The organism is Clostridiales bacterium, from assembly GCA_015243575.1.
Taxonomy (GTDB): domain Bacteria; phylum Bacillota; class Clostridia; order Peptostreptococcales; family Anaerovoracaceae; genus Anoxybacterium; species Anoxybacterium hadale.
Genome location: CP042469.1, coordinates 4,450,018 through 4,466,273 on the forward strand (window position 1 = coordinate 4,450,018; position 16,256 = coordinate 4,466,273).

The following is a 16,256-nucleotide window of genomic DNA, read 5'->3' on the forward strand; positions in this document are numbered from 1 at the left end:
GTAATCGATATGGATTTGCAGTTGATTGAAGCGGGCCTTGAGGTTACTGCTTTTGGACTTGGCGGAGTTTTCGCGGTATTAATCTTATTTTACTGCGCCACAAAGATTATGCTTGCAGTCGCCACAAAGACAGCAAAGAAGGAAAAATAATAACCGAAAATGACATTTGAAACGCCTTAAAAGATCGATAGGATCTTTTTAAGGCGTTTTTCAGCGGTAGATTCGGTTTGAAAATGATTCTGTGGGGGCTCAAGCTCATCAGCACCAACAATTTACATGACATTTTTGTTGTAAAAATAAAACGTTTGAATTATACTATATTAATCGATTTGACAAAACCGTGTTCATCACTGATGACTCACGGAGATAAACTGAAGATCGAAGGGAGAACAGATATGTTACTAGCATTCGACGTTGGCAACACAAACATTGTATTAGGAGTCTTCAAAGACGGCAATCTGATTCAAAACTGGAGAATGGAAACCGATAACAATAAAAGTGCTGATGAGTACGGTATGATTATTAATCAGCTTTTTAACTACGAAGGTCTGAACACCAAAGAAATAAAGGATGTTATTATTTCAACGGTAGTTCCGTCAGTTCTGTACACACTTCAGCATTTATCCATGAAATATTTCAACCGGAGGGCCATTGTAATCGGGCCTGGGATTAAAACCGGATTAATCATCAAATATGATAATCCCAAGCAGGTCGGTGCCGATCGAATTGTAAACGCCGTGGCGGCACTTTCCAAATATGGTGGTCCGCTGATCATCGTCGATTTCGGAACAGCTACTACATTCTGTGCGATTACAGAAAATGCCGAATACCTGGGAGGAACCATAGCACCGGGAATCAAGATCGCTTCGGATGCGCTGTTTGAAAAAACTGCTAAACTCCCAAAGGTAGAATTGGAATCACCGGGACACGTGATTTGTAAGAACACAATTGAGAGCATGCAGTCAGGGCTTGTTTACGGTCATATGGGGATGGTTGATTACATCATCAAAAAGATGCGGGAAGAGTTAACGCAGCATTCCAAGACGGGAAAGGTACCGAAGGTTATTGCTACCGGCGGGCTCGCATCCCTGATCGGAAGCGGGATCGACTGTATTGACAGCATCGATAAGCTTTTGACATTGGAGGGGCTGCAATTAATCTACGAAAAAAACAAAGGTCACAGAGCATGAAAATAGGAAGTGTAACGCTGGAAAACCCCTTTTTTTTGGCACCGCTGGCGGGGATCACCGACGCTCCATTTCGTAGAATCTGCAAGGAACAGGGTGCCGGTCTCGTCTATTCGGAGATGATCAGCGGCAAAGGGCTTTACTATAACGACAAATCAACGGAACGGCTTCTTCGGATTTATGAAGAGGAAAAACCAGTTGCATATCAGATCTTCGGCTCAGAGCCGGAGATTATTGGATTCACAGCGGAAAAACTTGCAGACAGGGGAAATTGTATTTTGGACATTAATATGGGCTGCCCTGTCCCTAAAGTAGTAAAAAATGGAGAAGGTTCTGCTCTTTTGAAAGATCCGGAGCTTGTAAAAACGATTATTCGAGCCGCAGTCGCCTCAGCGGGCAAGCCTGTTACTGTTAAAATCCGAATTGGATGGGATTCGACAAGAATCAATGCGGTGGAAATCGCCAAGGCTGCAGAGGCTGCAGGTGCCAGCGCCATTGGGGTACACGGCAGGACGAGGGAGCAGTTCTATTCGGGAAAAGCAGACTGGACTGTGATCCGGGATGTTAAAAAAGCTGTATCCATACCGGTTATCGGTAACGGGGATGTCTTTTCTGGCCTGGATGCCATGAGGCTGATGGAGGAAACGGCTTGTGATTTTGTGATGATTGCCAGAGGCGCCCTTGGAAACCCGTGGATCTTCCGTGAGGCACTGGCACTTTGGGAAGGAAAACCTCTGCCGGCAGCACCGGAGATTGATGAAAAACTAGAACTTATTATCAAGCATTTTGACTTGCTCCTTGAGGAAAAAGGAGAATACGCTGCGGTGAGAGAAATGAGAAAGCACGCAGGCTGGTATTTAAAGGGGATTTCGGGATCAGCGGCGATTCGTCGCCAATTAAATACCATAGTAGACGCAGATTTGCTGAAGGAAACCCTGTCTTCCATTAAGAAGTAATGAACAGTCGGTTGGCCGTATGATAACAAGCTGGCAAAAGATTGAAAATCTTGACTTTTACTGATAAATCCATTATAATATTGCGCATACGAGCGCATCTTTCGGTCAAATGGAACCAATTATAACGTTTAAAGGAGATAATAAAATGGCAGAAGAAATGCTGTTAACAAAGGAAGGCTATGAGAAGATCGTAGCTGAGCACGAAGAACTGGTTACTGTAAGAAGAAAAGAAGTTGCCGAAAGAATTAAGGAGGCAATCTCTTATGGCGACATTTCCGAAAACTCCGAGTATGATTCTGCGAAGAATGAACAAGCGGATTTAGAAGAAAGAATCAACAAACTGGAAAATATGTTGCGCAAAGCAAAAATCATAGATGAATCTACCATGCCAAACGATCGCGTTGGAATTGGACTTAAGTGTCGTGTCAAGGAAGTAGAGTCAGGCGAAACCATGGAATTTGCCATAGTAGGCTCAACGGAGGCAGATCCATTTGAGGGCAAAATCTCAAACGAATCACTCGTAGGCGCTGCTTTACTTGGCAAGAAAGCAAATGAAATTGCTGAAGTACAGGTGCCGGACGGAGTCGTGAGCTATCAGGTTCTTGAGATATATAAATAGACTGTGCGAAGTTCCGTACAGTAAAAATACATCGAAATAGTCTAGGAAAGAGGAATTGATATGAGTACAGAAGACAACAGCCAGGTGCAGGCAGTGAATGGCGCTGATGCAGAAGTTGAAATTTCAGAAGAAGGCTTAAACGAGCTGAGACAAGTCAGACGTGATAAACTGAAAAAACTTCAGGAGATGGGAAGAAACCCATTTTTGGTTGAGACCTGGGACGTAAAAAACCATAGTATAGACATCAAGGACAACTTTGAGCAGATGGAAGGTCAGGAGGTTAGCTGCGCAGGCAGAATCATGGCCAAACGTCAGATGGGGAAAGCTTCTTTTATTGATATTCAGGATAAACAGGGCAGGATTCAGTGCTACATCAGACAGGATGCAATTACACCGGAAGAATATGAGATCTTCCTTACCTATGATATCGGCGATATTGTAGGGATTGTCGGTGAAGTATTCAAGACAAAGCATGGCGAAATCTCCATCAAGACCAGTGAAATCAAGCTGCTGTCAAAATCTCTGCAGATTCTTCCCAATAAATTTCATGGATTAAAAGATCAGGATATCAGATACCGTCAACGGTATGTGGATCTCATTATGAACCCTGAAGTAAGACAGACATTTGTTCAACGTTCTAAGATCATTCATGCGATAAAGGATGTACTGGAAAACGATTATGGCTATCTGGAAGTAGATACTCCAATATTGACCACGATTGCAGGCGGCGCGAATGCCAGACCCTTTGATACCCATCACAACACCCTTGATCTGGACATGAAGCTCCGTATCTCCAACGAATTGTTCTTAAAAAGATTGATCGTTGGCGGTCTGGATCGTGTTTATGAAATGGGCAAAATGTTCCGTAATGAGGGTATGGACAGAAACCATAACCCTGAGTTTACCTCCATGGAATGTTATATGGCCTACGGCGATATGGATGACATGATGGAAGTTACAGAACAGGTAGTCTCCAAAGCAGCCCTGGCTGCAACCGGTAGTATGGTCATCGAATATCAAGGAAAGACCTTTGATCTGACGCCCCCATGGAGAAGACTGAACATGGCAGATGCCGTGAAGGAAATAACAGGTGTGGACTTTGCTGCCATCGTCACCGACGAAGAAGCAAGAGCAGCAGCCATCCAGCAGGGTATGGAAAAAGACGATGTCAAGGGACTGACAAGAGGAAAGATCCTTGCGGAAATGTTTGAAACGTTCTGCGAAGAGGTTCCAGGATACCTGGATGGTCCTGTTTTTGTTATCGGACACCCTGTAGAGATTTCTCCTCTTGCAAAGAGAGATCCGATTGACCCGAGAATCACCAGAAGATTTGAAGCCTATGTTAACTGCTGGGAAATCGCCAACGCATTCTCTGAATTAAATGATCCCATCGATCAGTACGAACGATTCAAGGAACAGCAGGCTCAGCTGGATGACGGAACAGACGATGAAGCCCATCCAATGGACGAGGATTTCGTAAATGCACTGGAAGTTGGACTGCCTCCGACAGGAGGACTGGGAATCGGTATCGACCGCGTGATCATGCTGATTACCAATGCGCCGTCGATTAGGGATATTATTCTCTTCCCGACGATGAAACCCCTCTAAGGCTTGTCTATTTTGTCCGTGGCGTTGCCTTTTTTCCGCAGCTTAAGCTGCAACGGAAAAACGGACAGCGTAGCGCAGCGGAGGAGCAGACTTGTCTGCGTTGTCACTGCGCTGCGAATCCGATTCTCACGTAGCATTAAGTACGTTCCGATTTGTTTCGCGTCACGTTCCTAGCCACGAACAAAATATCCTGCGCCTGCGGCTTGCGGCCTTGAAGGCGAACAAGGTTTTAACTGAAGAATGCAAATTGCCCATCGAGGTAATACAATAAAAGTTTGGGAAAGTTTGCTTCGGCAAACTTTTCTTTTGTCCTGGAACATGGCTCTGCGCCAGGATGGATAAGGCTAAGAAGCCTTAAAAAATGGAACCACGGGAAGCATTTGATTCAGGTAGCGATAAATGATCAGTGTTTCCTATATCTATCAAAATAATAATGAAGGAGAATTTTTGGATGAAGGATGTACAGTTGAGGAAGCTCTTTACCGATACCGATCAGTATGCGGGGAAAGAGGTCGTAGTGAGGGGCTGGGTCAGAACAAACCGAAGCTCCAATAAATTCGGTTTTGTTGAGATCAATGACGGCAGTTATTTTAAATCGGTGCAGGTGGTCTACGAGGAAGAAAATATTGAGAATTATGAGCAGATCGCAAAAGCACCCATCGCTGCGGCCCTATGTGTCATCGGTGAGCTAACTCTGACACCGGAAGCCAAGCAGCCCTTTGAAATTAAGGCGACCAAAATAGTCGTTGAGGCAGATTCTGATGCGGACTACCCTTTGCAGAAAAAGAGGCATAGCTTGGAATTCCTGCGAGAAATTGCCCATCTGAGACCAAGAAGCAATACCTTCTCCGCTGTATTTCGGGTGAGATCCCTTGTGGCCTATGCCATCCACAGATTCTTTCAGGATCAGAACTTTGTTTATGTGCATACCCCCATCATAACAGGAAGTGATGCAGAGGGTGCTGGTGAAATGTTTCAGGTAACCACACTGGATCTGGACAAGCTTCCGAGAAATGACGATGGAAAGATCGATTACAGTCAGGACTTTTTTGGTAAAGAGACCAATCTTACGGTAAGCGGGCAGCTGGAAGCAGAGACCTTTGCGCTGGCATTCAGAAATGTATATACCTTTGGCCCCACCTTCAGGGCTGAGAATTCCAATACTGCAAGGCATGCATCCGAATTCTGGATGATTGAACCGGAAGTGGCTTTTGCTGATATCAACGACAACATGGAGCTCGCTGAAAGCATGATCAAGTATATCATCAACTATATTCTTGAGCATGCTCCGGAAGAAATGAAGTTTTTCAATGAGTTCATCGATAAGGGCCTCCTTGATCGGCTGAACAATATTGTAAGCAATGAATTTGCTCGAATCACCTATACCGAGGCAGTGGAGATTCTGAAGAAATCCGACAAGGAATTCCAGTTCCCTGTGGAATGGGGCATTGATCTGCAGACGGAGCACGAGCGGTATATCACGGAAGAAGTATTTAAAAAACCGGTATTTGTTACCGATTATCCAAAGGAAATCAAAGCATTCTATATGCGCCTGAATGAAGACGGAAAAACGGTAGCTGCTATGGATCTTTTGGTGCCCGGAGTAGGCGAAATCATTGGAGGAAGCCAGAGAGAGGAACGCTACGACAATCTGGTTGCGAGAATCAATGAGATGGGACTCCACGAAAAGGATTACTGGTGGTACCTGGATCTGAGAAAATACGGCGGTGTAAAGCATGCAGGCTATGGCCTCGGCTTTGAGCGAATCATCATGTATATCACAGGCATGAGCAATATCAGAGACGTGCTGCCTTTCCCAAGAACACCCAAGACCGCAGAATTTTAAAAACAATTCACAGTACAATATCTTCTGCTTAAGTGTTGAATCACTCCCTTGAATTCAGCATCTGCCTGATATTTCAGCAGCCTTCCCGACGTTTTCTGCGACGGGTAGGCTGCTATCCCATATTGCTTTAAGAGGAACCATTATGAATTTATTTGCAGCAACGGTTAGAGACGGAGCGCTAAAAGGAATCAAAACAGCAGGTATGCTGCTAAAGATTGTTCTTCCCATCTATGCACTGGTTGTGTTACTTAAGTACTCCCCGGTTATGCCTTTTTTACAAAATCTTTTTTCTCCCGCCATGAAGTTTTTCAATCTTCCCGGTGATGGAATTGTTCCATTGATTACAGGGTTTTTCACCGATGAATATTCCACCATTGCGGTAATGAGTACCTTTCGATTTACCTCTGCGGAGATTACCACCATCGCTATGTTTGTTCTGGTGGCACACTCCATTCCTGTTGAGGCCGCCATTGCCCAGAAGATCGGAATGTCTGCTGCAAAGTTTGCAGTTTTCAGAATCGTTGCTGCCATTGCAGTGGGCCTGCTTGTGGGATGGATCGGGAGGTGGTTTGCATGAGTACCTCTTTTGACATCATTCTTCGGGAAATCTTCTTCGGGGGGATTGGAACAGCACTGAATATGCTGAAAATACTCATTCCTCTAATGATTATTGTCGAAATTCTTCTTGTCTACAATGTTATGGAAAAAGTAGCGGATAAGCTCCAGTTCCTTGCAGGAGCCCTTGGATTGGAGAAACAGTCCGTATTCCCACTTTTGGTAGGCATTGTCATGGGGGTTACCTACGGTGCTGGAACCCTGATTGAAATCAATCGAAAAACTCCCATTCCTAAACGGGATTTTGTGCTCATAGGTATCTTTATGTTCCTTTGTCATGGGATCATCGAAACCGCATTTATTTTTGGAGTCGCTGGAGCTAATCTTGCAGCCGTGACAGTGGGCAGGCTTGTGATTGCTTTCGCAGTTACCGCAGCTGCAGCTAGATTGCCTGCAATCAGGAGGATCGTGAAATAAGGATACGCATTGATTTGAAGCACAGAAAGTGATTAGTACCTTGAATTCTTGGCATAATTCTATTATCTATTTCATTGCTATTTCAATTTGGAAATGATATACTGAAACCATTAACTGAATATTTTATGGGAGGTCTGAAAATGAAAGGCTATACGAGCGACACGATAAGAAATGTTGCACTTGTAGGACATGGTGGATGTGGAAAGACTACATTACTAGAAGCCGCATTACTAGCTACAGGAGTAATTAACAGACTAGGTAAGGTAGAGGACGGTAACACTGTATCTGATTACGACAAGATGGAAATTGATAAGGGATACTCCATCAGTACTTCCATCGTGCCGGTTGAATACAATAAAGTTAAAATTAATTTTATTGATACTCCGGGCTATTTCGATTTTATCGGAGAAGTAAATTCTGCTATGAGAGCTGTTGAAGCAGCAGTGATCTTGGTAGATGCCTCTGCAGGTGTTCAGGTTGGAACAGAAAAAGCCTGGAATTCCTGTAAAGAGTACAGCAAACCCACCTTCATTCTCATCAACAAGATCGATAAGGAAAATGTCAACGTTGACCAGGTTATTGCCGATCTTAAGGACAAGTTTGGCACATCTGTAGTTCAGCTTTCTGAAAAGGATGCTTTGACGGAAGCCGTAGCTGAAAGTGATGAAGAACTCCTGGAAAAATATTTCGGCGGTGAAGAATTCACCGAAGAAGAATTCAATCGTGGACTAGTTGCAGGCATTGCATCAGGAAGCATCGTTCCCATTTTGACCAGCTGTGCACTTAACGGTACAGGGATCAAAGAGTTCATGGATGCTCTGATCAAGTTTGTACCGAAAGCCAAAGATCAGGAATACAAAGGCGAAGACTCCAAGGGAGATGAGGTTGCCAGAAAGTGTGACGCTTCCGCTCCGTTATCCGCTTTTGTTTTCAAAACCATTGCCGACCCATTTGTAGGAAAGATTAATTTATTAAAGGTTATAACCGGAAAATTGAATTCCGGAATCGAAGTATATAATACAAGAGCCGAGAAATCGGAAAAGCTTGGGGCCATCTTCTTTATGAGAGGAAAGAACCAGGCAGAAGCCGATGCAGTTGTTGCAGGTGATATCGTAGCAGCAGCCAAGCTTCAGTTCACACAGACAGGGGATACCCTCTGTGAGAAAGCTCACTTCATAAAATATCCGCCCGTTTCCTTCCCGGAACCATCACTCTATATGGCGGTAGAACCCAAGGCAAAAGGCGACGAGGAAAAGATCAGCTCCGGCCTTCACAAGCTTATGGAAGAAGATCCCTCCTTCGTTATGACAAGAAATACAGAAACCCATCAGACCCTCATCGGGGGCCAGGGAGAAATACAGATTGGAATCATTACCGCTAAGCTCAAGGATAAGTTCGGCGTTGGTGTTGATCTGGTAGATCAGAAAATCCCTTATAGAGAAACGATAAAGGGAAGCTCTGATGTTCAGGGAAAACATAAGAAACAATCCGGCGGAGCAGGCCAGTACGGAGATGTCCATATCAAATTTTCACCATCTCAGGAAATCTTTGAATTCTCAGAAGCACTATTTGGCGGATCGGTACCAAAGAACTATGTTCCCGCAGTTGAAAAGGGCCTTAGAGACTCCATGGAAAAAGGACCACTTGCAGGATTCAAGGTAGTGAATGTCAAGGCAGTATTCTATGACGGTTCCTACCACGATGTTGACTCCAACGAAATGGCCTTCAAGATCGCAGCTTCGCTGGCGTTCAAGAAGGGTATTGTTGAAGCAAAACCGATTCTGCTGGAGCCAGTGATGCATGTTGAAGTTCTTGTTCCCGATGAATACATGGGTGATGTCATGGGCGACATGAACAAGAGAAGAGGAAAAATCCTCGGTATGGAACCTCAGACCGGCGGCGGACAGAAGGTTCTTGCAGAGGCTCCCCAGGCAGAAATGTTTAAGTACGCCATCACGCTTCGCTCTATGACGCAGGCAAGAGGAAGCTTTACGATGAAATTTGAACGCTATGAAGAAGTGCCGGCTCATCTGGCTGAGAAGATCATAGCTGAGCATAAGAAAGAATTGGAAGAATAATAATCGATTTCTAAGAGATACAGCTGATGTTTCACTGAAACATCAGCTGTTGTTGTTCTGGCTGTTATGTCCGTTAACGCTGATATTTTCTTGAGCAGATGCCACATACCGCAAAGAATATTTTATCATATGTTGCATTTGCAATGGAGATCAAATGAATTTGTCGGTATAATCATCATGGACATTGGAATAAACTGAATAATCTAAGAAAGATGAAATCAGCCCGCTTCATGTCACCGGCCTCCAATTAGATCGGAGGTCTCTGCCGGAAACGGGCTGAACTTCAATTAGCATCAAGTGGTAAAAGACCGGGAGAGGAATGAAAGGAGGACCAGTATATGGGTATGTTTTGCTATCAGTGCCAGGAAACAGGGCGGGGAACCGGCTGTGAATATGGCGGAGTATGCGGAAAAAGTGAAGAGCTGGCTGATTTCCAGGATCTTCTGATCTACACGATCAAGGGCATCGCGGAGATCATTGTAAAAGGAGGCCTCGATACATCGGTATTGTCAGATGTAAATCGGGAGGTGCTTAGAAGCCTTTTTATGACGATCACCAACGCAAATTTTGATGAAGAGGCCGTCATCGGCCAAATACAAAAAATGATTGGGGAAAGAGACAAACTACGGGAGCTAATCGATGCAGTTGAATTGCATGACGCTGCCACTTATGAGATCGGCACCATGCGAGACATGATTTTTAAAGCTTCCTATGCGGATATGACGGGAAGAGAAAACAAGGATGTCCGTTCCCTGAAACATCTGATTCTCTTTGGAATCAAAGGACTGGCTGCATATACATACCATGCCTTGCAGCTGGGAAAAGAAAAGCAGGAGATCTATCAATTCATATATGAAGCCTTGAATGCGACACTGGATGATAGGGAAAATGTAGAACATCTCACATCCCTTGTAATGAAAACGGGACAGTTCGGTGTTGAGGCTATGGCACTTCTTGACGCAGGTAATACAGAGCGATACGGAAATCCGGAAATCACAGAAGTCAGTATCGAAACTGGTGAAAACCCAGCTATTCTAGTGTCAGGACACGATCTGACTGACCTGGAGGAGCTTCTTGTGCAGACGCAAGGAACTGGTGTAGATGTCTATACCCACGGTGAAATGCTGCCGGCGCATTATTATCCAGAATTTAAAAAATATAAAAATTTTGTTGGAAACTATGGGAATGCGTGGTGGCAGCAGGAGGAAGAATTTAAAACCTTTCATGGTCCTATCCTATTTACGACAAACTGCATTGTGCCTCCCATCAGCGAAGAGGTCAGGAACCGGATTTTTACCACAGGTGCCACCGGTTATCCCGGATGTACTCACATTGGAGCAGGAGCTGATGGAAAAAAAGATTTCTCTCAGCTGATCGAACTTGCAAAGAAGCTTGAATCACCGCTGACAATCGAGCATGGCAGTATCATCGGAGGCTTTGCTCACGCACAGGTATTTGCTTTAGCAGACAAGGTGGTAGATGCAGTAAAGTCAGGTGCCATTCGAAAGTTTGTGGTTATGGCAGGCTGTGACGGCAGAATGCAGTCCCGGGAATACTATACAGAGTTTGCGGAAAAACTGCCTAAAGATACCGTTATCCTAACGGCGGGATGTGCGAAATATCGTTATAACAAGCTTTCCCTTGGAACCATCGGAGACATCCCTAGAGTACTGGATGCCGGTCAGTGCAACGACTCATATTCCCTGGCGCTCATTGCTTTGAAACTGAAGGAAGTCTTTGATTTATCGGATATCAATGAACTGCCGATCGTTTATAATATCGCGTGGTATGAACAGAAAGCAGTGATCGTGTTACTTGCACTGCTGTATCTGGGGGTAAAAAACATCCGGCTGGGACCCACACTCCCTGCCTTTTTATCTCCCAATATCCTGAAATTTCTCGTGGATCACTTTGGTATCTGCGGAATCAATTCTGTTTCAGAGGATTTGTTGAACGTCTGTTCTTAATGTGTTACAATAGAAAAAACACGATTAGGAGGCCCCTTGAATGAGCAAAAAATCAAAAACGGTTTTCATTTGTCAGGAGTGCGGGTATGAGAGTCCCAAATGGCAAGGCCAGTGCATCTGCGGCCAATGGAATACCATGGTGGAAGAAAAAGTTGTTGAAATAAGAGAAGATGATAAGCGTCACCGGGGTGCTTCTGGAGAGAAATTAAAGGCAAACAGACTTTCTGACATCAAATCGGGAAGCGAGACAAGGATTGATACCGGCATCGGGGAACTGAATCGTGTTTTGGGAGGCGGCCTTGTGGTTGGCTCCCTGACGTTGATTTCCGGTGAGCCGGGTATCGGCAAATCCACCATAATTATACAAGCAGCGTCGAAGATAGCAGAACGCTGCGGAAAAGTACTTTATGTGACGGGAGAAGAATCGGCGGAACAGGTGAAAATGCGTGCGGACAGAGTTTGCAAGGGCAGCCTTGATGACTTATTTCTGCTTTCGGAAACAAACATGGAACATATCGTCAAAATTGCTGAGGAGCTGAATCCGGCCTTTTTAATCATAGATTCCATCCAGACCATGTATACTGATGCACTGGAATCGGCACCGGGCAGTGTTTCTCAGGTCAGGGCCTGCGGAAATGAGCTCATGAGAATCGGCAAGGGAAAGAAAATACCGATCTTTATCGTGGCGCATGTTACAAAGAGCGGAGATCTTGCAGGTCCGAAGATCATTGAGCATTTGGTAGACTGCGTGCTTAACTTCACAGGAGAGAGGGATCAGGATCTGAGAATCTTAAGAGCATACAAAAATCGATTCGGAACCACAAGCGAAATCGGTGCTTTTGAGATGGCGGAGGAGGGACTGACCGAGATTCATAATCTCTCCGAGTGCTTCCTGGAAGGCATGGAGGAGGGAACAGAAGGAGCGGTGGCAACGGCACTATATGAAGGAACCCGCCCACTGCTTTTAGAGGTTCAGGCGCTGACCTCTCCGACGAATATTGGTTTCGCACGGAGAACTGCTATCGGTGTGGAACTCTCCAGACTGAATATGATTCTGGCTGTTCTGGAACGAAAGGCTAACCTTTCGCTGATTAACCAAGACGTTTATGTCAATATCGTAGGAGGCATGAGGCCGGAAGGCACCTCTATTGATCTGGCGGTTGCTTTAGCAATCTATTCCTCCTGTAAAAGGATGAAAGGATTAAATCGGGTTCTTGCAATCGGAGAAATTGGACTCACCGGGGATCTTAGATCCATTCGGAATGCAGATAAGATCGTGAGAGAGGCAGCTCGGCTCGGCTTTAGAACGGTCATTATGCCGCAAAAAAATGCCGCCAAGCTTGCAGAAATGCCCGGCGGCCTTAAGGTGGTGGGGGTGAACAGCCTGAACGAAGCAATCCAGACCGCTTCGCAAACCTAGCGCACAACATCTTGAATGCGACATAATGTATTTTATGTAAAACTTGATACAACGCATCGGTATCACAGTCATCGCCGCTAGGTACACCAGTGAAACAGCCATTTCTCTTTCGTAATACATGACATCAGTAATATCTTCTTCTTCGACGCCTTCTCCCGAAGAGTTCGTTAAGAAGCATGATCGTGATCAGGTCATTGAAGACTCCTCCCTGACCGACCTGCTGGTATTCTACATTGCCATAAATTTTGTACGCAGCAGCAGCTTCTTGTGACATTTCCCGGAAGGGTTCGGAACCCATACATTCCGGATGCATCCTGCAGACTTCGGAATAAATCTGATCTGACATTTGTATGACCATGTCTGAGGATGGCATTTCAAAGTCATCATAGATGTCAATTTCATCGCAAGCCATCAAGATATAAGGTTGGACCTTATAATATACCTCGGGGTAAATCCGATGGTTTGAGAGGTTCAGTGCCGTTGGCATTAGAAAGTCCTCCATTCTATTAAGGAATTTAAAAACAGATCCTTTATTATTATATGTTGAATTGGGTAAAGGGTTAATGATTTCACATATTATTATAAAAGACGCAGAGGCAGCATGAAGATCGGGTTCAGCTGTTCCATTGGTGATTTTATAGAACAAAAGAAAGGGATTAAGAGAATGAATGAGCAAGACGGGAGCAACAAAAGATATCTTAGCAACGACTGCGCAGCATGCAATACTGAAATGCGGATTGCAAAAACTGGAGACTTAGAGAAGCTTAAATTGATTTGGAAGCTTTGCTTCGGTGACGAAGACCAGTATATTGATACCTACTTTAACTACAGAAATTGGAAAGAAGAAACGGCAGTGCTTCTGAAAGATGGCCAGATTGTCTCGATGCTGTCAATGATACCGGCTGATATCGTTCTTGAAGAGGGTACCCGACAAAAGTCAGCCATGATCTATGGGGTTGCCACACATCCCGATCATCAAAAAATGGGACTTGCAGATGAGCTGATGCGCTTTTGCAATCAATATCTCGCTGCACAGGAGATCGGTACAACGTTCCTCGTTCCTGCCGGTGAGAGTTTGTTTCGTTTTTACGAGAAAAGGGGCTATAAGGAAGCGTTCTATCTTTGTCAGAGAGAATTAACCGGCATTCAGGCTAGAAAACTGGAGGTCCCCGATCGTCTATCTTTGAAACTCTGTGTTGCAGAGCCTGTGGAGTATAATGCTGCCAGAAGAAGCTTTCTTGCAGGCAGCACTTATATAGACTATAGAGATGAGGAAATCAGACATCAGAAAAGAATCTCAAACCAAAGCGGCGGAGACCTCTATTTGATTCAGAGGGATGGTGAGACGGCGACAGCAGGGAAAGCTTCCGTCATCGGCTGTGCCGTGATAGAACAAAGCTCTGAGCTTACGGTGATAAAGGAACTACTGGCAGAAGAACAGTACCTTGCATCTGCAGTCAAGCATATCGGAGGAATTATCCCTGCGGATCGATATCTTGTCAGAACACCTGCTTTTTCAGGAAGATCCTTGGGAGGAATTGTTTCGGCGTTTGGGATGGTTCGCATCAACAACGGGGATATGTTTCCCTCAGATCAAGCGTACCTTGGAATTGCGTTTGATTGATGTTAAGGCTGCTGCCCGCCGCCATATGAGAGGTGGGCAGACTTTCCTAAAGCAGCAGCTTTCTTAGGGAACGCTGATGGGCCAGCGCTTCCTTAGACAAATAGATATCCCTGATCCTTTTTGATCCAGATTCCATCCTTTAAACCTTGCATCGCCCCCAACTGGAAATGCGCCATCGATATGCCAAGATCGATTTCTTCATTATCACGATTTTTCTTTGCGGCATAAACAAATACTTCGTTCTTCAGAAAACGATATGCGGTAGGTTTTTTATTTACTGCTGAAGGTGCAAAACGTGCAGCTTCAATTCCCCTAGCAACCCAAAGCGGTGGTGTGCTATCCTTTTCGGACAGCAGTTCTTCAAAGCTCGGTTTTGATTTGCCCATCTGGGAGATCAGGTTTTCTTTGATCGTTTTATTATTTGGCACAAGACCCACAGCGATGACACAGACAAGTTCTTCTGCTTCCGCAAGCTGTATTGCTTTCCTGCATTCCTGCCGGTCAAAGGTACCGCTTAACCAGCAGGTGCCAAGACCAAGTGAGACGCATTCCAGAACAAGAAACTCACCATAATACCCTATCTTACGTTTCAATTCGGGATCGGATGGATTTCCCACCAGGGTAATCATGGAAGGTCTTCCGCTGATCATCCCATAGGAAGCTTTGAAGCCGCTGAGGAACCTGCGTCCATCATGAACAAATTGAATGTGAAGCCCTGACTCATCATTTAGTAATTGAATCAATGCTTCGATCCGGTCAATTTTCTGCTGCTCCATACTTTGATTTTTAAATGCCCTTCTTGATGTCCTTTGCTCAATGGCATTGAACCAACTGTTTTTTAGCTTCATCATGATCCCCCTAATTTTCTTTAAATAAAATTCCAATATCCATTCCACCTATCAACTTACCCTTATTTTAATTCAAATGGAAAAAATTATCAACCAACAAGTATCCCTGTTTTGTTGAAAGGTTCCAGTTATATTGAATCTATAAATGCACAAAATAGGAATCAGGCAAATAATTATTGAAGGAGGCGGATGAGATTGTTTTTTAAAGGAAATAAGCGAAACAACAAAAAAGAAGATGGCAAATTTGGCTCAAAGCATGTAAAGCATGATCCTCAGGCAGAAAGTGCAAGGGCGGTATTCGGTCTAAAGAAGACAGGCGGGAGTGATAAATGGTAGGAAATACACAATTGTTTTGTGAGATGGAGCAGCATTTGCTGAAGGATGCTGCTCCATCTGAGTATTTCAATCACATCTGCGAGAGTGACGCTTTTGCCCAGCATCCTTTCTCATTGCTCCTTCGCTTAAAGGATGTCCCCCAGTCTCCAATTCATCATCCTGAGGGAAATGTTTGGAATCACACGATGCTGGTAGTGGATGAAGCCGCCAAGTATAAGCACGAAAGCAATGACCCGACAGCACTTCTTTGGGCAGCGCTGCTGCACGATATTGGCAAAGCGGAGACTACTAGAACCCGTAAGGGAAAAATCACAGCATATGATCATGACAAAGCAAGCGCAGTAAGAACACGGGAATTTCTGGGCAAATACATGAAAGATGAAAAGTTGATTGATAAGATTACAGCGCTGGTACGCTGGCATATGCAGATTTTATTTGTAATCAAATCAATGAAGTTTGCTAATATAGAGGGAATGAAACGGGACACAGATCTAAAAGAGATTGCACTGCTGGGCTTTTGCGATCGGATGGGCAGGCTGAATGCAGATGAGCACGCTGAGCGGGAGCATTTAAGACAGTTTTTGGAGAAGTGTGAACCACTTGACAACAATTGATAAAACATGTTATTTTTAATATATATAAGGAAAAATAAGGGAACTTGTCGAATCTTGTTATAAAATTGCTAAAATCAATCATATCGAACACGATAAATCCTTTTAGAGAGGTCTTTTTTAG

The 16,256-nt window shown here is 44.5% G+C and carries 15 protein-coding genes; 13 read left to right on the forward strand and 2 right to left on the reverse strand.

What is annotated here, in order from left to right; translation table 11 throughout:
• Positions 1–9 precede the first annotated feature (9 nt).
• From FRZ06_19505 to radA, 11 genes are all read left to right on the forward strand, one after another.
• Positions 10–150 (forward strand): oxaloacetate decarboxylase, encoded by a 141-nt coding sequence (locus tag FRZ06_19505; protein QOX65382.1) that lies wholly within the window; start codon positions 10–12, stop codon positions 148–150.
• Positions 151–395: 245 nt separating this feature from the next.
• On the forward strand, positions 396–1,190 hold the full coding sequence (locus FRZ06_19510) for a type III pantothenate kinase (protein ID QOX65383.1): 795 nt from the start codon (positions 396–398) through the stop codon (positions 1,188–1,190).
• Positions 1,187–2,143 (forward strand): tRNA dihydrouridine synthase DusB, encoded by a 957-nt coding sequence (gene dusB / locus FRZ06_19515; protein ID QOX65384.1) that lies wholly within the window; start codon positions 1,187–1,189, stop codon positions 2,141–2,143. The genes FRZ06_19510 and dusB overlap by 4 nt, the downstream gene beginning before the upstream one ends.
• A gap of 145 nt (positions 2,144–2,288) precedes the next feature.
• Complete coding sequence (gene greA, locus FRZ06_19520; protein ID QOX65385.1) at positions 2,289–2,762, forward strand: transcription elongation factor GreA; 474 nt, start codon at positions 2,289–2,291, stop codon at positions 2,760–2,762.
• Between the two features lie 60 nt (positions 2,763–2,822).
• Complete coding sequence (gene lysS / locus FRZ06_19525; GenBank protein ID QOX65386.1) at positions 2,823–4,370, forward strand: lysine--tRNA ligase; 1,548 nt, start codon at positions 2,823–2,825, stop codon at positions 4,368–4,370.
• A gap of 451 nt (positions 4,371–4,821) precedes the next feature.
• Entirely contained in the window at positions 4,822–6,216 is a 1,395-nt protein-coding gene (gene asnS / locus FRZ06_19530) for an asparagine--tRNA ligase (GenBank protein ID QOX65387.1), read from the forward strand.
• A 142-nt stretch (positions 6,217–6,358) separates the two neighbouring features.
• Complete coding sequence (locus tag FRZ06_19535; GenBank protein QOX65388.1) at positions 6,359–6,793, forward strand: hypothetical protein; 435 nt, start codon at positions 6,359–6,361, stop codon at positions 6,791–6,793.
• The gene (locus FRZ06_19540; protein ID QOX65389.1) at positions 6,769–7,248 is read left to right on the forward strand and encodes a hypothetical protein; all 480 of its coding nucleotides are present in this window, start codon (positions 6,769–6,771) and stop codon (positions 7,246–7,248) included. The genes FRZ06_19535 and FRZ06_19540 overlap by 25 nt, the downstream gene beginning before the upstream one ends.
• Before the next feature lie 140 nt (positions 7,249–7,388).
• Positions 7,389–9,326 (forward strand): elongation factor G, encoded by a 1,938-nt coding sequence (locus FRZ06_19545; GenBank protein QOX65390.1) that lies wholly within the window; start codon positions 7,389–7,391, stop codon positions 9,324–9,326.
• Positions 9,327–9,664: 338 nt separating this feature from the next.
• Positions 9,665–11,293: a hydroxylamine reductase gene (gene hcp / locus FRZ06_19550; protein ID QOX65391.1), complete on the forward strand. Its 1,629-nt coding sequence runs from the start codon at positions 9,665–9,667 to the stop codon at positions 11,291–11,293.
• 40 nt (positions 11,294–11,333) lie between these two features.
• Positions 11,334–12,713, forward strand: coding sequence for a DNA repair protein RadA (radA, locus tag FRZ06_19555; GenBank protein QOX65392.1), 1,380 nt, complete (start codon positions 11,334–11,336; stop codon positions 12,711–12,713).
• Between the two features lie 124 nt (positions 12,714–12,837).
• Here radA and FRZ06_19560 read toward each other — a convergent pair whose 3' ends face one another.
• A complete protein-coding gene (locus FRZ06_19560; protein QOX65393.1) occupies positions 12,838–13,200 on the reverse strand; it encodes a hypothetical protein in 363 nt (120 codons plus the stop codon).
• A gap of 114 nt (positions 13,201–13,314) precedes the next feature.
• Between FRZ06_19560 and FRZ06_19565 the strand changes: the two genes are divergently transcribed.
• On the forward strand, positions 13,315–14,337 hold the full coding sequence (locus FRZ06_19565; protein QOX65394.1) for a GNAT family N-acetyltransferase: 1,023 nt from the start codon (positions 13,315–13,317) through the stop codon (positions 14,335–14,337).
• Positions 14,338–14,429: 92 nt separating this feature from the next.
• Here FRZ06_19565 and FRZ06_19570 read toward each other — a convergent pair whose 3' ends face one another.
• Entirely contained in the window at positions 14,430–15,188 is a 759-nt protein-coding gene (locus FRZ06_19570; GenBank protein ID QOX65395.1) for a hypothetical protein, read from the reverse strand.
• Between the two features lie 326 nt (positions 15,189–15,514).
• On the opposite strand from FRZ06_19570, the gene FRZ06_19575 reads away from it, so the two are divergent.
• A complete protein-coding gene (locus FRZ06_19575) occupies positions 15,515–16,135 on the forward strand; it encodes an HDIG domain-containing protein (protein ID QOX65396.1) in 621 nt (206 codons plus the stop codon).
• Positions 16,136–16,256: the final 121 nt, after the last annotated feature.

What these genes read in the sequence shown, in the direction of transcription:
- FRZ06_19505 (QOX65382.1), top strand. Translation starts at nt 10, where the DNA reads ATGGATTTGCAGTTGATTGAAGCGGGCCTTGAGGTTACTGCTTTTGGA.
- FRZ06_19510 (QOX65383.1), top strand. Translation starts at nt 396, where the DNA reads ATGTTACTAGCATTCGACGTTGGCAACACAAACATTGTATTAGGAGTC.
- dusB (QOX65384.1), top strand. Translation starts at nt 1,187, where the DNA reads ATGAAAATAGGAAGTGTAACGCTGGAAAACCCCTTTTTTTTGGCACCG.
- greA (QOX65385.1), top strand. Translation starts at nt 2,289, where the DNA reads ATGGCAGAAGAAATGCTGTTAACAAAGGAAGGCTATGAGAAGATCGTA.
- lysS (QOX65386.1), top strand. Translation starts at nt 2,823, where the DNA reads ATGAGTACAGAAGACAACAGCCAGGTGCAGGCAGTGAATGGCGCTGAT.
- asnS (QOX65387.1), top strand. Translation starts at nt 4,822, where the DNA reads ATGAAGGATGTACAGTTGAGGAAGCTCTTTACCGATACCGATCAGTAT.
- FRZ06_19535 (QOX65388.1), top strand. Translation starts at nt 6,359, where the DNA reads ATGAATTTATTTGCAGCAACGGTTAGAGACGGAGCGCTAAAAGGAATC.
- FRZ06_19540 (QOX65389.1), top strand. Translation starts at nt 6,769, where the DNA reads ATGGATCGGGAGGTGGTTTGCATGAGTACCTCTTTTGACATCATTCTT.
- FRZ06_19545 (QOX65390.1), top strand. Translation starts at nt 7,389, where the DNA reads ATGAAAGGCTATACGAGCGACACGATAAGAAATGTTGCACTTGTAGGA.
- hcp (QOX65391.1), top strand. Translation starts at nt 9,665, where the DNA reads ATGGGTATGTTTTGCTATCAGTGCCAGGAAACAGGGCGGGGAACCGGC.
- radA (QOX65392.1), top strand. Translation starts at nt 11,334, where the DNA reads ATGAGCAAAAAATCAAAAACGGTTTTCATTTGTCAGGAGTGCGGGTAT.
- FRZ06_19560 (QOX65393.1), bottom strand. Translation starts at nt 13,200, where the DNA reads ATGCCAACGGCACTGAACCTCTCAAACCATCGGATTTACCCCGAGGTA.
- FRZ06_19565 (QOX65394.1), top strand. Translation starts at nt 13,315, where the DNA reads ATGAAGATCGGGTTCAGCTGTTCCATTGGTGATTTTATAGAACAAAAG.
- FRZ06_19570 (QOX65395.1), bottom strand. Translation starts at nt 15,188, where the DNA reads ATGATGAAGCTAAAAAACAGTTGGTTCAATGCCATTGAGCAAAGGACA.
- FRZ06_19575 (QOX65396.1), top strand. Translation starts at nt 15,515, where the DNA reads ATGGTAGGAAATACACAATTGTTTTGTGAGATGGAGCAGCATTTGCTG.